We start from the raw sequence: 18,592 nt of genomic DNA, 5'->3' as shown, positions 1-18,592 counted from the left end.
AAAATGGCCGGAAATATCCGGCCATTCGTGAGATAAAACCTGCAGGCGTACGAAGCTACTTCCAGTCCACCTTCGCGATCTCGTAAGCCTTCGCGCCGCCAGGGGCGACGACCTCGACCGATGTGCCTTTCTTCTTGCCGATCAGCGCGCGCGCGAGCGGCGAGGTGATCGAGATGCGGCCCTTCTTGGCGTCCGCCTCGGACTCGCCGACGATCTGGTAGACCGCCTTCTTCTCGGTGTCCTCGTCGATCAGCGTCACGGTCGCACCGAACTTGATGGTGTCGCCGGACAGTTTCGAAACATCGATGATATCGGCGCGCGCGATCTTGTCCTCGAGCTCCGCAATGCGGCCCTCGTTGTGCGACTGCGCTTCCTTCGCCGCGTGATATTCGGCGTTCTCGGAGAGGTCACCGTGCGAGCGCGCTTCGGCGATCGCCTCGATGATGCGCGGGCGTTCCACCGCCTGGCGCTGCTTCAATTCCTCTTCGAGCGCCAAATGTCCGGCGGCAGTCATCGGAAGTTTTTCAACCATCTCGTCGTGTTCCTCGGTTTCATGCCCGGCGCCGGGCGTGAAAAGTTGTTTGCAGGCCATTGCGACCAAACCGACAAGAACATGCGTGGGGCGGATGTGGTTCCGGCGCAGTTCTGGTGTTCCGCCCGGAGGCGGCGTCAGTCCTCAAAGATCGGAGAAATAACCCTGCAAAGTGCGGACCTCGAGGTCACCGCCCAGATAGGCGCGGATGCCCTGCGTGGCCGCTACGGCACCTGAAAGTGTGGTGTAGTAGGGTACTTTATGCAAGAGGGCAGCGCGCCGCAGCGAACGGCTGTCGGCAAGTGCCTGCGGCCCCTCGGTGGTGTTGAAAACGAGTTGCACCTCGCCATTGGTGATCGCGTCCACGATATGTGGCCGTCCTTCCAGCACCTTGTTGACCTTGTCGGCAGGCACGCCGTGGTCGGCGAGATAGCGCTGGGTGCCGGAGGTGGCGATCACCTTGAAGCCCAGTTTGGTAAGCGTCCGTGCTGGCTCAAGGATGCGTTCCTTGTCACTTTCGCGGACCGAGATGAACACCGTGCCACTGTGCGGCACGCGAGTACCGCCGCCGAGCTGGCTCTTTGCGAACGCCACGGGGAACGAACGGTCGATGCCCATCACCTCGCCGGTCGATTTCATCTCCGGGCCGAGCACGGTGTCGACACCGGGGAAGCGCGCGAACGGGAAGACCGATTCCTTGACGCCGACATGGTCGAGCTTGCGCGGCTTCAGCTTGAAGGAGGCCAACTTCTCGCCTGCCATGATGCGCGCGGCGATCTTGGCGACGGGCAGGCCTACCACCTTGGCGACGAACGGCACGGTGCGCGAGGCGCGCGGATTGACTTCGAGAACGTAGATCTCGCCGTCCTTGATCGCATACTGCACGTTCATCAGGCCGACGACATCGAGGCCGAGTGCGAGTTCGCGGGTCTGGCGCTCGAGCTCGGCGACGGTCGCGGCGTCGAGCGAATAGGGCGGCAGCGAACAGGCGGAGTCGCCGGAATGGATGCCGGCTTCTTCGATGTGCTCCATGATGCCGACGACGAAGGTATCCTTGCCGTCCGAGAGGCAGTCGACGTCGATCTCGGTCGCGTCCGACAGATAACGGTCGAACAGCAGCGGGTTCTTGCCGAGTACGGTGTTGATCTGACCGGTCTTGTCGTTCGGGTAGCGCGCCTTGACGTCGGCGGGCACGAGCTCGGGCAGCGTATCGAGCAGATAGTCGCCGAGCTGGCTGTCCTCGCGGATGATCTGCATCGCGCGGCCGCCGAGCACGTAAGACGGACGCACCACCAGCGGCAGGCCGAGATCGTTGGCGACAAGGCGGGCCTGCTCGACCGAATAGGCGATGCCGTTCTTCGGTTGGGTCAGGCGCAGCTTGTCGAGCACGCGCTTGAAGCGGTCGCGATCCTCGGCGATGTCGATGGCGTCGGGCGAGGTGCCGAGGATCGGCACGTCGGCATCCTCGAGCGCGCGGGCAAGTTTCAGCGGAGTCTGTCCGCCGAACTGCACGATGACGCCGTGGAGCTTTCCGTTGGTCCGCTCGGTGTCGATGATCTCGAGCACGTCTTCCGCGGTCAGCGGTTCGAAATAGAGCCGGTCGGCGGTGTCGTAGTCGGTCGAGACCGTCTCCGGGTTGCAGTTGACCATGATGGTCTCATAGCCCGCGTCCTGCAGCGCGAAGCATGCATGGCAGCAGCAATAGTCGAATTCGATGCCCTGGCCGATACGGTTCGGGCCGCCGCCGAGAATGACCACCTTGGTCTTGTCGGTGGGCCGGCTCTCATCCGCGGCTTCACCCGCGAACGGCGCCTCGTAGGTCGAATACATATAGGCGGTGGGCGAGGCGAACTCGGCCGCGCAGGTGTCGATGCGCTTGTAGACCGGACGCACCTTCAGCGCGCGCCGCGCCGCCTTCACTTCGGCTTCGGTCGTGTTGGCAAGCACCGCAAGGCGGGCATCGGAGAAGCCCATCGCCTTGATCTGGCGCATCGCGAAAGCGTTGTCCGGCAGGCCGTGCGCGCGCACCTTCTGCTCGGTCTCGACGATGCCGCGCATCTGCGCGAGGAACCACGGGTCGATCTTGCAGGAGTTGAAAATCTCCTCGTCCGACCAGCCGAGCCGCATTGCCTGCGCGACCTGCAGAATGCGGTTCGGCGTCGGCGTGCCGAGCGCCGCGCGGATCGCGTTCTTGTCGTCGCCCTGGCCGAGGCCTTCGATCTCGATTTCGTCGAGGCCGGTCAATCCGGTCTCGAGTCCGCGCAGCGCCTTCTGCAGGCTTTCCTGGAAGGTGCGGCCGATCGCCATCACCTCGCCGACCGATTTCATCGACGTGGTCAGCACGTTCGATGCGCCGGGGAATTTCTCGAAGGCGAACCGCGGAATTTTGGTGATGACGTAGTCGATCGACGGCTCGAATGAAGCGGGCGTGGCACCGCCGGTGATGTCGTTCGCAATCTCGTCGAGCGTGTAGCCGATCGCAAGCTTCGCCGCGACCTTGGCGATCGGGAAGCCCGTCGCCTTGGAAGCAAGCGCGGAGGAACGCGACACGCGCGGATTCATCTCGATCACGACCATGCGGCCGTCGGCCGGGTTGATCGCGAACTGCACGTTGGAGCCGCCGGTCTCCACGCCGATCTCGCGCAGCACGGCGATCGAGGCGTCGCGCATGATCTGGTATTCTTTGTCGGTCAGCGTCAGCGCCGGCGCCACCGTGATGGAGTCGCCCGTGTGCACGCCCATCGGATCGATGTTCTCGATGGCGCAGATGATGATGCAGTTGTCCTTCTTGTCGCGGACAACCTCCATCTCGAATTCCTTCCACCCGAGCACCGATTCCTCGATCAGCACTTCGTTGGTGGGCGAGGCGTCGATACCGCCTTCGACGATGTCGATGAACTCGGCCTTGGTGTAGGCGATGCCGCCGCCGGTGCCGCCGAGCGTGAACGAGGGACGGATGATGGCGGGCAGGCCGATCTCTTCCAGCGCGCGCAGCGCGTCGGGCAGCGTCTTGGTCTGGATCGAGCGCGGTGACTCGAGGCCGATCTTGTCCATCGCCTCGCGGAAGCGGCCGCGGTCCTCGGCCTTGTCGATGGCGTCGGCAGTGGCGCCGATCATCTCGACGTCGAATTTCTCCAGCACGCCCATCTTGCGCAGGGAGAGCGCGCAGTTGAGCGCGGTCTGTCCGCCCATGGTCGGCAGCACGGCGAAGCCGCCGGGAATGGTGTGGCGTTCCTTCTCGATGATCTTGGCGACGATCTCAGGGGTGATCGGCTCGACGTAGGTGGCGTCGGCCAGATCCGGGTCGGTCATGATGGTCGCCGGATTGGAATTGACGAGGACCACCCGGTAGCCCTCTTCCTGCAGGGCCTTGACGGCCTGAGTACCGGAGTAATCGAATTCGCAGGCTTGGCCGATCACGATCGGACCGGCGCCGATGATGAGGACCGTCGAGATATCGGTGCGTTTGGGCATTCAGTCTCACAGACAGCGGAAAAGAGGCAGGATTTTTGGCATAAAAAAAGGGCGCGCATGCGCGCGTCCCTTGAGCCAAGAGCGCGATCTTCGCGCAGGGTGTCTTTAGACCATAATCCGATGGCGTGAAAGGCCTTTAGGCCCGTGATCAACCGCGAATTCAGGCTGTTTTCGCGATTTTTTCCGCTCCTGCCGCCATGAGGGGCGCAAAGGGAATGCGGTGACGGCGTCACGCAAATGCGCGCGGCTCCCCGAGGGGAGGACGACGCGAACAGGGAAGGAGAGGAGTTGGAGGCCCGGCCTGGATTTGAACCAGGATAAAAAGCTTTGCACAGCTCCCGCGTAGACGTTTCCGCCACCGGGCCGTCCTTGTTCTAGGCCGGTTGGGCCAGCCTGTCACAGCGAGATGCGGTACAGGGTTAATAGCCGGCCTATGCAAAACAGCGAATTGGAACGATCAGCGCGTGGCGATAAAGGTCCGGCGCGCCGGATTGGTGCCGACATTGCGCGGCGCCAGCGTCGCGTTGAAGCCCGCCGCCGTGAGCTTTTCGATCATCTCGCCCGCGCCGTAGCTGCGCAGCCCGATCTTGTGGCGGAGCGCGCGATAATCCGACAGCGCCATGCGGGCGATGCCGGTGACGGCGTCCAAAAGAAAGCCGCGCTTTGCCGCAAACCGCAACAGCGCCAATGCGTCGGTGAAGGCGCCGACATTTGGATCGAGGATGTCGCCGAGGATGAAGCGCCCGCCGGGCTTCAGGAGCCGGTGAAATTTCGCGAACGTTGCCCCAAGATCCTCCGGCGTCATGTACTGGGCGACCGAGATCATCACGATGAGATCGAGGCTCGCGTCGGATAGCTCAGTGAGTGCGTCGGGCGATCGGGTCTCGATGTTCGGCGTCGCTGCGAAACGCTCGGCCAGGCGCGTGCGCACGCTCGGCGCGGGCTCGACCAGGATCAGGCGTTTGCATCGTGCCGCGACACGGGCAGCTTCCAAAGCCTCGCCGCAGGAATAGTCGAGGACGGTGGCATCGGACGGTACGATATAGCCGATGATGTCATTGGCGATGACATCGAAATGGGCGCGCCGATGGGCCTCGCTGACGTAAGTCGCCGGGGCGGAATCGTAGTAATCGATCCAGTCGTCCATACGAGATTTTGGCGATTGAGGGTTCCAGTGCCGGAACTGGCACTTATATGATGCGTTAGATGGCCGCCGGGCTTTGTCCTTCGGCTATCTAAATCCACTCCTATCAGGAAGGTCCGTCGTGAGCAAAACCAAGAACTCCGTGGCGTCCGAACTGGATACGCCAACCGATCTGCCGCAGGCGGCGGTCGACAAGATTTCAGCGGCGGTCAACACGCTGCTGGCCGATGTATTCGCGGTTTATCTGAAGACCAAGAATTTCCACTGGCACATGAGCGGCCGGCATTTCCGCGATTACCATCTGATGCTCGACGAGCATTCCGATCAAATTTTTGCGACGACCGATCAGTTGGCCGAGCGCGTCCGCAAGCTTGGCGGCAACACGCTGCGCTCGATCGGCCAGATCGCCGATCTGCAGACCATCAAGGACAACAACGAGTCCTATGTGCCGCCGCGCGAGATGCTGCGGGAGCTGATGAACGACAACAAGCATTTGGCGGCCGAGATGCGCAAGGCGCACGAGGTGGCCGACAAGGGCGGCGACGTCGCAACCACCAGCATCCTCGAGAACTTCATCGATGAAGCCGAGCGGCGCACCTGGTTCCTGTTCGAGGCAACCCGTCAGGAAGGCGGCAACGAGGCGTAAGGCTTCGTGTCGTCGTAGAGTCCAGACCTGTCATTGCCGGGCATAGCCCGTCACAGACGGGCGTGAACGCTCTTATGACCCGGCAATCCATCTTCTAAAGAATTCTTTTGGGATGGATGCGCGGGTCATAGGCAAGCGAAAGCGACGCCGCTCTTCGAACGGCTATGCCCGCGCATAACGTCCGGTAAGTTAACCTGCGTTACGCCCGCTTGTGTTCGCGCATCAGCTCGGCGAAGCGCGAGAACAGGTAGTGCGAGTCGCGCGGGCCAGGCGATGCTTCCGGGTGGTACTGCACCGAGAACACCGGCTTGTCCTTCAGCGCGATGCCGCAGTTGGAATTGTCGAACAATGAATAATGCGTCTGCTCGACATTGTCGGGCAGCGTGGTTTTGTCGACCGCGAAGCCGTGGTTCATCGAGGTGATCTCGACCTTGCCGGTGGTGAGGTCCATCACCGGGTGGTTCGCACCGTGGTGGCCCTGATGCATCTTCATGGTCTTGCCGCCGACGGCGAGGCCGAGCATCTGATGGCCCAAACAAATTCCAAACGTCGGCACGCCTGAGTCGATGATCTTCTTCAGCACCGGGACGGCGTATTCGCCGGTCGCGGCCGGATCGCCCGGGCCGTTCGAGAGGAAGATGCCGTCCGGCTTCATCGCCAGAATGTCTTCGGCCGAGGTCTTGGCGGTGACGACCGTCACCTTGCAGCCCTCGTTGGCCAAGAGGCGCAGGATGTTGCGCTTGATGCCGTAGTCGACGGCGACGACGTGGAATTCCGGCTTGTCCTGATGGCCGAAGCCCTTGCCCCACTGCCAGACGGTCTCGTCCCAGTCGTAACGCTGGGCGCTCGTCACCATCGGCACGAGGTCCATGCCGACGAGGCCAGGCCAGGCGGCGGCTTCCTTCTTCAGCGCGTCGATGTCGAACACGCCGTTCTTGTTGTAGGCGATCACCGCATTCGGCATGCCCTTTTCGCGGATCAGCGCGGTCAGCGCACGGGTGTCGATGCCGGAGAGGCCGATGATGCCGCGCGCAGCGAGCCAGGCGTCGAGGTGGCGGCTCGCACGATAGTTCGACGGCTCGGTGATCGAGGCGCGCAGGATCGCGCCGCGCGCGCCCGGCGTCGCCGCCATGTTCACCGTTTCAATGTCTTCGTCGTTGGCGCCGACATTGCCGATGTGGGGGAAGGTGAAGGTGATGAGCTGACCGGCATAGGACGGATCGGTGAGGATTTCCTCATAGCCGGTCATCGCGGTGTTGAAGCAGACTTCGCCGACGGCGGAACCTTCCGCACCGAGGCCGAAGCCCTCCAGCACGGTCCCATCGGCAAGCACGAGGAGCGCGGTCGGTTTCTGATCCGGCCAGGCGGGGGAAGTATCATTTGTTGTCATAAGCCCATGACATAACGCGCGGCCTTGGCCGCGTCAAAGGGCAAAGGGCGGCTTTCCATGCGCTTTTCTCATGCGGGCCGCGCCTTGCCCACGGGTATCGCGGGGAATGGTTGTCGGAAGGCGAAAAACGCCGTAAATCCAACGCGGATTTGACGGCGCCGTCATGGCGCGGGGAGAGCGATCATGTTGCGCGAGAACATCAACACCGCGGTGAAGGAGGCGATGAAGGCCAAGGAGGAGCGCAAGCTCTCCACGCTGCGGATGGTGAATTCGGCGATCAAGAACGCCGATATCGAGGCGCGCGGGCAGGGCAAGCCGCAGCTCTCCGACGAGGACATCCTCGGCCTGTTGCAGAAGATGATCAAGCAGCGCCAGGAATCGGTCGCGCTCTACGACAAGGGTGGCCGCACCGAGCTCGCCGCGCAGGAGCGCGAGGAGATCACCGTGATCTCCGCCTATCTGCCGAAGCAGATGTCGGATGATGAAGTGAAGGCCGCGATCACCGCCATCGTCACCGAGACCGGCGCGAGCGGCATGAAGGACATGGGCAAGGTGATCGGCGCGCTCAAGGCCAAGTACGCCGGGCAAATGGATTTCGGCAAGGCGAGCGGCCTCGTGAAGGCCGCGCTGACGGGCTAGGCCAGAGTCCTGCCTCCTTCGTCATTGAGAGCGCAGCGAAGCAATCCAGCTAAAAGCGAAGCCTCATTCCCACGTCGTTTTCGCGAACGCGGGAGCGCAGGCTTTTTATAAGATGCCGGGTCCTCCGCCTGCGCGGGGACGACATCACTTATTGATCGAGGCTTCTTTCTTCACCTCTCCCCAGTGGGGAGAGGTCGCGCCGCAGGCGCGGGTGAGGGGGACACAATTTCAATTGAGGCACCCAAAGCCCCTCACTCCAACCCTCTCCTCGTAAGAACGGGGCGAGGGAACGCATTGTCGCTTACGTCGTGGCCCTACGCATCGCGATATGGATCGAGCACCATCGGCTCGCCGGTTTCGAGAATGCTCTTGAGGCTCGCGAGCACCATCGGCCAGCCGCTCGAGACGCTCTCCAGCGTCCGGCTGCCCGCGGCGAAGTTCTCGTGGGTGACGGTGAGCTTCACCACGCTGCCGCGCGGCTCGATCAGATACGTCACCTTCGAGGGCTTTTCCTTGTGCATGTCTTCGTCGAAGATCGACTGCCAGCTATAGGACAGCTTGTGCGGCGGATCGGATTCGAGGATCACGCATTCGTTCTTCACTTCGCCCTCGCGCTCCATCGTCATGCGCGAGCCGACCTTCCAGTCGGACGTCAGCGTGCAGTCCATCCAGTAGCGCTTTGTGAAGTCCTTGTCGGTCAACGCATGCCAGAGCTTGTCGGGCGTTGTCCTGATGTAGGTGACGTAGACGAATTCGGGTTTACTCATCACGCTTCTCCAACTGCTTTTTCAACGTGCTCAGTGCCGCGAGCCGGTCGTGCTCGAACTTCCTGATCCATCGCTCGCCGATCTGATGGATCGGAACGGGGTTGAGGTAGTGCAGTTTCTCGCGGCCATGCCTGATCGTGACGACGAGATTGGCGTCTTCCAGTATTGCGAGATGTTTGGTGACGGCCTGCCGCGTCATGGCGAGGCCGCTGCAAAGCTCAAGCAATGTCTGGCCGTTGCGGGCATGAAGCCTGTCGAGCAGTGAACGCCGCGATGCGTCCGCCAATGCCTTGAAGACCTCATCCATGGTCTGGATAATAGGCAACCAAATGGTTGCATGTCAAGGAATGTGTTTTGATGATCGACGAGCGATGCTTGTGTTGTAAGTGCTCCCTCTCCCCGTTGGGGAGAGGGCTGGGGTGAGGGGCTTTAGATGCCTCGATCGAGTATCGGTGCCCCCTCACCTGACGTCATGGCGCGTTGCGCTTATGGCGCCGACCTCTCCTCCATAGCCCGTCGAAGACGGGCGTGAACGCCCTTTCGGGGAGAGGTGAGGGCACGCCTCACCGCTTCACCAGCCCCTGCGCCAGCAGGCGGCCTTCGACGACGCGGAGGATGCGGGCGAGGCGTTCGGCCCATTCCTCCTGTCCGCTCGCCTCCGTGATGAGATCCTGCCGGATCTCGATGCCGGAATTGATGAGGCGCCGGCGCTCGCCATGCACCGGGATCGTGTAGTCGGTGGCGTCGCTCACCGCATACGGCTCGTTGTCACCGACGACGAGACTGCCTTCCGCACGCAGCAGCTCAAGAAGAAGCGGCGGCAGGCCGTAGCCGTTCTGATAGAGCGTGCCGACATGCCAGGGCCGCGCCACGCCCGCATAGAGCGGCGTGAACGAATGCAGCGAGATCAGGATCGTCGGCATCCGCTTCTCGGCGCGGCGGTCGAGCGTTTGCGCGATGCGCGTGTGATAGGGCGCGAAAATCTCCCGCCGCCGCGCGGCGATCTCGTCACTGTCGATGCCGTCATTGCCGGGAATGGAAGTCGCTTCGCTGAGGCGCGGGATCGAGCCGGGGCTCTCAAATGGGCGGTTGCAGTCGATCACGAGGCGCGAGTAGCGCTGGGCGATGAGATGCGCGCCGAGCGCCTTCGCAAGCCGCGTCGCAACGCCCGCGATGCCGATGTCCCATGCGATGTGGCGCTCGAGTTCGTCGGCGGAGAGGCCGAGCTTGCTGAGGCTCGCTGGAATGAGCCGGCCGTAGTGATCGCAGGTGATGAGAAAGGGCGAGGTGCTCTCGGCATTGTCCTCGCGCACCGGGGTGACTTCATCGGCGTCGAGCAGCGAAGGGGTGAAGGATATGGTCATGGCTGATCCGTCCTTTCGAAATTCGCCGCCCCGGCTTGAGGGCGAGCCTAGCAGGCTCGCCGCCGAAACGCATCGGCGGCGCGAAGGGTGAGAACAGCCGGGCGGGGGTGGGGGCTGGGCCGAGGGCAGTGTCTTTGGCCACTCTGGGATACCGAGGGCCGCAAAATCCTGTGAATAGCGGCGACAAGTCCGGAGTTTTCGCCCTGTTTAGGCAAAGCGGGTCCGCGGCCCTATATTCCAAGGACTCGTCTTCGGCAGTCCAAGGATTCGTTTTCAATACCCTAGGACTCGTTTTCGACTCACACTCATGCCCGGCTGGAGGCTTCCCGGTTTCGATGCGGTTCACGCCTCAATTTCTTGAAGATCTGCGCGCGCGGCTTCCGGTCTCGGAAGTCGTGGGCAAGCGCGTGAAGTTGAAGCGGGCCGGCAAGGAGTGGAAGGGCCTCTCGCCTTTCCATCAGGAAAAGACGCCCTCGTTCACGGTGAACGACCAGAAGGGTTTCTACCACGACTTCTCTTCGGGCAAGCACGGCAACATCTTCGACTTCATCATGGAGACCGAAGGCGTCGGCTTCGTCGAGGCGGTGGAGCGGATCGCGGCGATGGCGGGCGTGGCGCTGCCCGCGGTGACGCCGGATGCCGCGCGGCACGAGCAGCGCCGCAAGACGCTCTACGAGGTGATGGAACTGGCCGCGAAGTTCTTCGCGGACACGCTCACTTCGCGCAGCGGCGCGCGGGCGCGCGGCTATCTCGCCGACCGCGGCATTTCCGGGGCGACGCAGTTGCAGTTCCGCATGGGCTACGCGCCGCCGGATCGTTTCGCCTTGAAGGAGCATCTCGGCGGTCTCGGTGTATCGGTTGACGACATGATCGAGGCGCGGCTCCTCAGCGCCGGCGACGACATTCCTGTCCCCTACGATCGCTTCCGCGATCGCGTGATGTTTCCGATTACCGATCAGCGCAACCGCATCATCGCGTTCGGCGGCCGCGCGATGGAGAAGGATGCCCCGGCGAAATATCTGAACTCCGCCGACGGTGTGCTCTTCCACAAGGGCGACAATCTCTACAATCAGGCGATGGCGCGGCAGGCGGTACGTGACGGCGCGCCGGTGATCGTCGCTGAAGGTTATGTCGATGTGATCGCGCTGGTCGGCGCGGGCTTTCCCGGCGCGGTGGCGCCGCTCGGCACCGCGCTGACCGAGAACCAGCTCGCGCTGTTGTGGCGGATGGCGGATGAGCCGGTGCTGTGTTTCGATGGCGACGGCGCGGGCCAGCGCGCGGCGTTGCGTGCAGCCTCGCTTGCGCTGCCGCATCTCAAGCCCGGTAAGAGCCTGCGCTTTGCGATGATGCCGGAAGGGCAGGACCCTGACGACCTTGCGCGCAGCGGCGGCCGCGCCGCGCTCGATGAAGTGTTCGCTGCCGCCCGTCCGCTTGCGGATGTGGTGTGGGCGATGGCGACTGAAGGTGTGGACTTCGCAACGCCGGAGCGGCGCGCGGCGCTCGAGGCGCGGCTGGGCGACCTGATGCGCGAGATCGGCGACGAGGTGGTGCGGCGCTATTATCGGCAGGATTTTGCCGAGCGGCTGCGCCGGATGTTCGCGCCCGAGACGACGGGGACGGGGGGCGGCTATGGCGGGCCGCGAAACGGCTTCCGCAACGAATCAGCACGCCGCTTTCCGGCGCGGAATGGGCCAGGTTCCGCCATGCGGCCGGGGGGGCGGGGCGGGCTGTCCACAGCCGCGTTTGCGCTTGGCCGGGGGCCTTATCAGGCGATGAGCCCGCAGCTTGCGAACTCGCCGCTGATCCGCGGCCAGCGCAGCACGCTGTCGCGCCGCGAGGCGCTGATCCTGCAATCGCTCCTCAATCACCCCTGGCTTTTGCAGGATCACCTTGAGGAAGCGGCAAAACTCGAGCTCGCCCACCCGGATTCGGTGAAATTGCGCGAAGGCATTATCGCGGCGTTTGCCCAATATGGCGCGACCGACGATTCCGAGGCGGAGCGCAGCCGGATTGCCGACTGGCTGGCACGAAATGGTTTTTCAAAGCAAATTCAAATGGTTGAGAGTACACTGACGACCCGCAACGTGTGGGGCGCTGAAGCCGGTGCCGCCCGCGAGGATGTTTTAGCGACCTGGCACCAGCTTGTTGCCTTGCATCGGCAGTCGCACGCCCTACTTAGGGAATTAAAGGATGCCGAACAGGCACTTGGGCACGAGAACACCGAGGCGCATGTCGCCTGGCTGCAGGATGTCAAAGCACGGCTTGCGGCGGCGGATGGGCTTGAGGCGCTGATCGAGGGATTCGGCGAATCGTCGGGGCGGTTCCGCGCCTGACGGGCTGGAAGGATAGCGCGGAGGAACTCAGGTCGAGGAACTGGGCCTTTGCGAAAAAGACTCGCCAAAACGAGGATTTACCCGCAAATACAGGGTTAATCGAAGATTAACGGCCTGTGGGCCAAAACGGCGGCTCGATCGTAGGACAGATCAAAGGGTGGCGCAGGGTGCGCGCCACCTTTTGTGTGTCAGCCCGTTGATGAGAACCGCGCGGCTCCTCGGCCGGTGCGGGGCACAATTACGAATTTCGCGCGAGGCATAATCTTACGCGCGGCGTGCGTTTCAGGAGCGACAGAATGGCCACCAAGGCGAAGACGGTAGCGGTCAAGGATAAGGAAAAAGAACAGAAGGCTGCCGAGACGCCCGAAAAGGATTCCGCCGACGCGCCGTCGCCCTTGCTCGATCTCTCCGACGCCGCCGTCAAGAAGATGATCAAGCAGGCGAAGAAGCGCGGCTTCGTCACCTTCGACCAGCTCAACGAAGTGCTGCCCTCCGACACGACCTCGCCCGAGCAGATCGAGGACATCATGGCGATGCTCTCCGACATGGGCATCAACGTCTCCGAGTCCGACGAAGCCGACAACGAGGAAGAAGAGAAGGACGAGGCTGACGACGACACCGACAACGAGCTTGTCGAGGTCACCTCCAAGGCCGTCACCGAAACCAAGAAGTCCGAGCCCGGCGAGCGCACCGACGATCCCGTCCGCATGTATCTGCGCGAGATGGGCACGGTGGAATTGCTGTCGCGCGAAGGTGAAATCGCGATCGCCAAGCGCATCGAGGCCGGCCGCGAAGCAATGATCGCGGGGCTGTGCGAAAGCCCGCTGACCTTCCAAGCGATCATCATCTGGCGCGACGAACTCAACGAAGGCAAGATTTTCCTGCGCGACATCATTGATCTCGAGGCGACCTATGCGGGTCCCGAGGGCAAGGGCGGCGTCAACACCGCCATGATCGCGGGCCCGTCCGGCCCGGACGGTCAGCCGACCAACGCCATCGTCAACGGCGACGGCACCGTGCAGGTGATGCCCGCGCAGGCGGCCGCCGCGCAGACCGCGCCGCAGACCGCGACCCCGTTCCGCCCGGCGCCGGCTGCCGGCGATGACGCCTCCGCCTCCGAAGGCGAGGGGGACGAGGACGATGAGTTCGAGAACCAGATGTCGCTCGCCGCGATCGAGGCTGAACTGAAGCCGCGCGTGGTCGAGACCTTCGACAAGATCGCATCCGAGTACAAGAAGCTGCGTCGCCTGCAGGAGCAGGACATCGCCAACCAGCTGCAGAGCGAGTCGCTCTCGCCGTCGCAGGAGCGCAAGTACAAGAAGCTGAAGGACGAGATCATCGTCGAGGTGAAGTCGCTGCGGCTGAATCAGGCGCGCATCGACAGTCTTGTCGAGCAGCTCTACGACATCAACAAGCGCCTCGTGTCCTATGAGGGACGCCTGTTCCGCCTCGGCGACAGCCACGGCGTGAGCCGCGAGGACTTCCTGAAGAACTATGTCGGCTCCGAGCTCGACCCGCGCTGGCTCAACCGCGTCTCGAAACTCTCGGCCAAGGGCTGGAAGAATTTCGTCGCGCACGAGAAGGACAAGATCAAGGATCTGCGCCACGAGGTGCAGCAGCTTGCGGCGCTGACGGGCCTCGAGATCGGCGAATTCCGCAAGATCGTGCTCGGCGTGCAGAAGGGCGAGCGCGAGGCGCGGCAGGCGAAGAAGGAAATGGTGGAGGCGAACCTTCGCCTCGTCATCTCCATCGCCAAGAAATACACCAACCGCGGCCTGCAGTTCCTCGATCTCATTCAGGAAGGCAACATCGGCCTGATGAAGGCGGTCGACAAGTTCGAGTATCGCCGCGGCTACAAATTCTCGACCTACGCGACGTGGTGGATCCGGCAGGCGATCACCCGCAGCATTGCAGACCAGGCGCGCACCATTCGTATTCCGGTGCACATGATAGAGACGATCAACAAGATCGTGCGCACCTCGCGCCAGATGCTGAACGAGATCGGCCGCGAGCCGACGCCGGAAGAGCTGGCCGAAAAGCTCGGCATGCCGCTCGAGAAGGTGCGCAAGGTTCTCAAGATCGCCAAGGAGCCGCTGTCGCTCGAGACGCCGGTGGGCGACGAGGAAGACTCACACCTCGGCGATTTCATCGAGGACAAGAACGCGATCCTGCCGATCGACGCGGCGATCCAGTCGAACCTGCGCGAGACCACGACGCGCGTGCTCGCCTCGCTCACGCCGCGCGAGGAGCGCGTGCTGCGCATGCGCTTCGGCATCGGCATGAACACCGACCACACGCTCGAAGAAGTCGGCCAGCAGTTCTCGGTGACGCGCGAACGCATCCGCCAGATCGAGGCGAAGGCACTGCGCAAGCTGAAGCATCCGTCGCGGTCGCGGAAGCTGCGGAGCTTTTTGGATAACTGATCTCTCAGATTGTCATTGCCGGGCTTGACCCGGCAATCCATCGAACAAAAACGGCGGGCCGAGAGGTCCGCCGTTTTTGTTGGCGAGGAGGAATGCCCTCAATCGTCGTTCCCGGCTCCGTCATGGCCGGGCATAGCCCGGCGAAGACGGGCGTGAACGCCCTTTTGTCCTGGTCATCTACGTCTTGGAAAGCTTCAGCAATGGAAGGCGTGGATGCCCGGCATAAAGCCGGGCATGACGAGCCGCCGATTCTATTTCAAATGCGGGCCGCGAAGCCGACCAGCGGATACGATTGACAAATTCGATTTTATGATTATATTCCTATCTATCCCGCTCCACTCACCGAGGGGCGGCTCGCGATCGTCATGAGGCGCGGGGCGGGATGCGGTGGACGCGGCAGCGTCGCGCCGAGGAAAGTGCCCAGGGCGCAGGCCCGGTGCGCGAGTGTGCGTCTCGTACAGAGGGCGCGCTCAAGAGCCGGTGACGCGTGAGGGCGCGGCCTCCGGCGGACGACAACGCTGCGCGGTGTGATCGGGTGGAGATACGCCCCTTTCGCATCGCTTTGCGCGCCGGCCCAAGTCGTGTGGTCCTTCCGAAATCCGGACTGCTCTTGCGCGCTGCCCGACCGGGCGCAAGCAAGTACCGCGGAGACGACGGCGTCAGGCTGCGGCCGTTGCCGGGGAGAGCACGAAGCAAGCCGAAAAAACCATCGCGCGCGGAACGCCGGATGTGTCCGGTGCTTTCGTGGTGACTTGCTCGTGCGCTTGTTTTTATCGCGCATGAGGCTGCGGATGCACCTCGCATCCGGCGTTCCGTGCGCCCTCGTCAAAGAGGGAAGCGGCTTGAAAGTCCGGGCGCGCCCGCGCCGACACAAGAACAGGGCAGATGATGCACGTCCACAGATAGGCGCGGGCTTTATAGACGCGAACGGGGCAGGCCCTACGCGTTGTGCCGTCCAAAGAACAAGGACGGTTTGCGCATGCCTCTTCACCTCTCCCCGAAAGGGCGTTTACGCCCGTCTTCGACGGGCTACGGAGAGGTCGGGGGCGAGAGCGACAGCGAGCGCCTCCGGGTGAGGGCGTACGATCCAGAGATACGATCCGGAGAGATGTCAAGAGCCTCCTCACCCGCTCGCCGTGGCGCGTGGAAGACGTGCGTAAGTACGCTGATGGCTCGCGACCTCTCCCCATCGGTGAGAGGTGAAGGGATACGTCATCCCCCGCCGCGATTCCTCATGCTATAAGCTTTGCGAATTGAGGAGACGTTGCGTGAGCGTGAGAGTTCATTATCGATGGATGCGCGGGGCGGGCCCGCGCATGGCGGTCCGAACAAACCTGAGCCACATCGGGCAGAGGGCGAACTGAGCATGGCCGAGACTGCCGCCATCACCGCGCGCGATTGCTACGCCACCTGCCGCACGTGGATCGAGACGCTGTTTCCCGGCTACTTCGCGCTGGTGATGGCAACCGGCATCATCGCCAATGCAATGTGGTTCGAAGGCCATCGCGGCATTTCGAACGTGCTGCTTGTCGTCAATGTTGTCGCCTTCGTCGTGCTGCTTGCGATGACGTTGCTGCGTGGCCTCGTGTTCTTCCGCGCGCTGTGGCGCGACCTCACCGATCCGAAACTCGTGTTCGCGTTCTTCACGCTGGTCGCGGCGACTGACGTGCTCGGCGTCGGGCTCGGGCTGCGCGGCTATGGCAGCGTTGCGCTGGTGATGTGGTTTGCCGCGCTCGGGCTCTGGCTCGCGCTCACCTATCTCGGCTTCACCGTGCTGATCCTCGGCAACGGCACTGAGCGCACCGACATCATCTTTGGCGGCTGGCTGATCGCGATCGTCGCGACCGAGGCGGTGGCGCTGCACGGCGTGTTCGTCGCGCCGTATTTCGGTGCGTCGGCGGCGCAGCTCGTGCTGTTCAGCCACATGCTGTGGGGCGTCGGCGTCGTTCTGTACGCGATCTTCATCGTGCTGTTCGCGCACCGGGTGTTCTTCGCACCGGTCAAGCCCGAGCACCTCACGCCGATCCTCTGGGTGGTGATGGGCGCCGCCGCGATCTCCACCAATGCCGGTGCGGTGCTGATCGTCACCGATGTCGCGCAGCCGTTCCTCACCGCGATGCGGCCGTTCGTCGAAGGCGCGACGCTGGTGATGTGGGCCTGGGCGACGTGGTGGATCCCGCTGCTCGTCGCCTTCGGCATCTGGACGCACATCGTCCATCGCCAGCCGCTGACCTATACGCCGCTGTTCTGGAGCCTCGTCTTCCCGCTCGGCATGTATGCGCTCGCAAGCCTGCGCCTCGCCCAGGCCGCGGACATCGGCGCGCTGGCCGCGCTCTCGCGCGTCATGGTGTGGATCGCGCTTGCCGCGTGGTCGCTCACGGCGGTCGGCCTCGTGGTAACGCTGTGGCGGCACTGGCAGCGGGGCGAGGGCGGTGCGTCCGGCTGTGTGCCCCGGCGCGCGACCGGCGTGGTGAAGCTGCCGTGACCGGCAGGTGCTCAGGCGAGATCGAGATGCACCGCGATGGCCGCGGTCGCAATGATGGTGATGTCGTCCGGTCCGCTGTTGGGCACATTCAGCCCGCCGCTCACGACGTCGACCTTGATCTGGCCGTGCGGCAGAACCGCCTTCACCGCCGCGGGATCGACCTTCTCGGGCTGCTGCACGCCGATCGTCACTTCGACCTGCATCTTGGACGGGTCGAGGTCGAGCGTCTTCAGCAGCACCAGCGAGGAATGGTGGATGGCGTCCTCCACCGCGCGGATCGCAGCCTTGGTGTAGTTGCCTCCATGCCAGTCATTGCCCGTGCCGACTTCCAGAAAAATGCGCTTCGCTGCCATGGATCGTGTCCTGCAATTGAGATGCTGTTTGTCTTACCGGCCTCATCGGCTTCCGGGTTTGACCTAGCACAACCGCAGGCCGCTGTGCCGGCCTTCATCACCTTGCCTTCAGGCACGGGGTAACAACACCGATGCGTTATCCTCGGACCCCGATTCGCCTGCTATAAGCGAAGCGGGATCGCCACGCGGGGGCGCGGGAGGCTGCAGAGAGGGTTTCATGCGCAAATTGTTTGGTCTCGTTATTTCGTTCGGCCTTTTTGGCGCCATCAGTGCCGCCACACCCGCGGCCGCCGCGCAATGCGGTGGCGACTTCAACAGCTTCATTTCGAGCTTCTCGCGGGAGGCGATCGCCGCGGGCATCTCGCCGAACGTGGTGAGCCAGGCGCTCGCCGGCGTGACGCACGATCCCGCGGTGCTGTCGTTCGACCGCCGCCAGCGCGGCACCTTCAAGAAAAGCTTCGAGGAATATGCCGCGACCCGCGTCAGCGCCCAGCGCATCAAGAGCGGCCGGTTGATGCTGCAGAAGAACGCCTCGCTGCTGTCGCGGATCGAAAAGCGCTTCGGCGTGCCGCCGGAGATCATCGTTGCGATCTGGGGGCTTGAGACCGATTACGGCAAGGGCGACATGGGCAAGCGCTCGGTGATCCGCACGCTCGCCACGCTCGCGCATGACTGCCGTCGCACCGAACTGTTTCAGGGCGAGCTGCTCGCGGCGCTGAAGATCGTGCAGCGGGGCGATCTGCGGCTCGATGATATGGTCGGTGCGTTCGCGGGTGAGATCGGCCAGACGCAATTCCTGCCGTCGAGCTACATCAAGTACGGCGTCGATTTCGACGGCAACGGCCATGTCGATCTGCGCCACAGCGTGCCGGATGTGCTGGCCTCCACCGCGAACCTGCTGCATGTCAGCGGTTTCAAGAACGGTGCCGACTATCACGAGGGCAGCGCCAATTTCGAGGCGATGCGCGAGTGGAACAGGGCGGTGATCTACCGCAAGACCATCGCCTATTTCGCCGACAAGCTGGCGCAATAGGCCAATCCG

General features: G+C 63.3%; 14 protein-coding genes and 1 tRNA gene. 6 read left to right on the top strand and 9 right to left on the bottom strand.

Features of this window, described 5'->3' with window-relative positions:
- Window positions 1-55: 55 nt before the first annotated feature.
- From greA to OCA5_RS14265, 4 genes are all read right to left on the bottom strand, one after another.
- Window positions 56-532, bottom strand: a complete 477-nt coding sequence (gene greA / locus OCA5_RS14280) for a transcription elongation factor GreA (protein ID WP_013913308.1) — start codon at window positions 530-532, stop codon at window positions 56-58.
- Between the two features lie 144 nt (window positions 533-676).
- Complete coding sequence (gene carB, locus OCA5_RS14275) at window positions 677-4,006, bottom strand: carbamoyl-phosphate synthase large subunit (RefSeq protein WP_012562295.1); 3,330 nt, start codon at window positions 4,004-4,006, stop codon at window positions 677-679.
- A 289-nt stretch (window positions 4,007-4,295) separates the two neighbouring features.
- Window positions 4,296-4,371: transfer RNA gene (locus OCA5_RS14270), tRNA-OTHER, on the bottom strand.
- A gap of 92 nt (window positions 4,372-4,463) precedes the next feature.
- Window positions 4,464-5,153 carry a class I SAM-dependent methyltransferase gene (locus OCA5_RS14265; RefSeq protein WP_012562296.1) on the bottom strand — a complete coding sequence of 230 codons (690 nt, stop codon included), beginning with the start codon at window positions 5,151-5,153 and terminating at the stop codon, window positions 4,464-4,466.
- Window positions 5,154-5,271: 118 nt separating this feature from the next.
- On the opposite strand from OCA5_RS14265, the gene OCA5_RS14260 reads away from it, so the two are divergent.
- The gene (locus OCA5_RS14260; protein ID WP_012562297.1) at window positions 5,272-5,796 is read left to right on the top strand and encodes a Dps family protein; all 525 of its coding nucleotides are present in this window, start codon (window positions 5,272-5,274) and stop codon (window positions 5,794-5,796) included.
- A 199-nt stretch (window positions 5,797-5,995) separates the two neighbouring features.
- Here OCA5_RS14260 and carA read toward each other — a convergent pair whose 3' ends face one another.
- A complete protein-coding gene (gene carA / locus OCA5_RS14255; RefSeq protein ID WP_013913307.1) occupies window positions 5,996-7,186 on the bottom strand; it encodes a glutamine-hydrolyzing carbamoyl-phosphate synthase small subunit in 1,191 nt (396 codons plus the stop codon).
- Between the two features lie 183 nt (window positions 7,187-7,369).
- Here carA and OCA5_RS14250 point away from each other — a divergent pair, with 183 nt between their 5' ends.
- Window positions 7,370-7,825 carry a GatB/YqeY domain-containing protein gene (locus tag OCA5_RS14250; RefSeq protein ID WP_012562299.1) on the top strand — a complete coding sequence of 152 codons (456 nt, stop codon included), beginning with the start codon at window positions 7,370-7,372 and terminating at the stop codon, window positions 7,823-7,825.
- 314 nt (window positions 7,826-8,139) lie between these two features.
- Here the strand turns inward: OCA5_RS14250 and OCA5_RS14245 are convergent, their stop codons facing one another.
- From OCA5_RS14245 to OCA5_RS14235, 3 genes are all read right to left on the bottom strand, one after another.
- A complete protein-coding gene (locus tag OCA5_RS14245) occupies window positions 8,140-8,592 on the bottom strand; it encodes an SRPBCC family protein (RefSeq protein ID WP_012562300.1) in 453 nt (150 codons plus the stop codon).
- Complete coding sequence (locus OCA5_RS14240) at window positions 8,585-8,899, bottom strand: ArsR/SmtB family transcription factor (protein ID WP_012562301.1); 315 nt, start codon at window positions 8,897-8,899, stop codon at window positions 8,585-8,587. Before OCA5_RS14240 ends, OCA5_RS14245 begins: the two co-directional genes overlap by 8 nt.
- 256 nt (window positions 8,900-9,155) lie before the next feature.
- Entirely contained in the window at window positions 9,156-9,956 is an 801-nt protein-coding gene (locus OCA5_RS14235; protein ID WP_012562302.1) for an N-formylglutamate amidohydrolase, read from the bottom strand.
- Window positions 9,957-10,291: 335 nt separating this feature from the next.
- On the opposite strand from OCA5_RS14235, the gene dnaG reads away from it, so the two are divergent.
- From dnaG to OCA5_RS14220, 3 genes are all read left to right on the top strand, one after another.
- A complete protein-coding gene (gene dnaG / locus OCA5_RS14230) occupies window positions 10,292-12,289 on the top strand; it encodes a DNA primase (RefSeq protein WP_012562303.1) in 1,998 nt (665 codons plus the stop codon).
- A gap of 296 nt (window positions 12,290-12,585) precedes the next feature.
- The gene (rpoD, locus tag OCA5_RS14225) at window positions 12,586-14,712 is read left to right on the top strand and encodes an RNA polymerase sigma factor RpoD (protein ID WP_012562304.1); all 2,127 of its coding nucleotides are present in this window, start codon (window positions 12,586-12,588) and stop codon (window positions 14,710-14,712) included.
- A gap of 1,366 nt (window positions 14,713-16,078) precedes the next feature.
- Entirely contained in the window at window positions 16,079-17,197 is a 1,119-nt protein-coding gene (locus OCA5_RS14220) for a tellurite resistance/C4-dicarboxylate transporter family protein (RefSeq protein ID WP_013913305.1), read from the top strand.
- 11 nt (window positions 17,198-17,208) lie between these two features.
- Here the strand turns inward: OCA5_RS14220 and OCA5_RS14215 are convergent, their stop codons facing one another.
- Complete coding sequence (locus OCA5_RS14215) at window positions 17,209-17,550, bottom strand: Lin0512 family protein (RefSeq protein WP_012562306.1); 342 nt, start codon at window positions 17,548-17,550, stop codon at window positions 17,209-17,211.
- Between the two features lie 217 nt (window positions 17,551-17,767).
- On the opposite strand from OCA5_RS14215, the gene OCA5_RS14210 reads away from it, so the two are divergent.
- Window positions 17,768-18,583: a lytic murein transglycosylase gene (locus tag OCA5_RS14210; RefSeq protein ID WP_012562307.1), complete on the top strand. Its 816-nt coding sequence runs from the start codon at window positions 17,768-17,770 to the stop codon at window positions 18,581-18,583.
- Window positions 18,584-18,592 lie beyond the last annotated feature (9 nt).

The organism is Afipia carboxidovorans OM5 (assembly GCF_000218565.1).
Taxonomy (GTDB): domain Bacteria; phylum Pseudomonadota; class Alphaproteobacteria; order Rhizobiales; family Xanthobacteraceae; genus Afipia; species Afipia carboxidovorans.
This window is presented reverse-complemented; position numbering and strand designations above follow the sequence as displayed.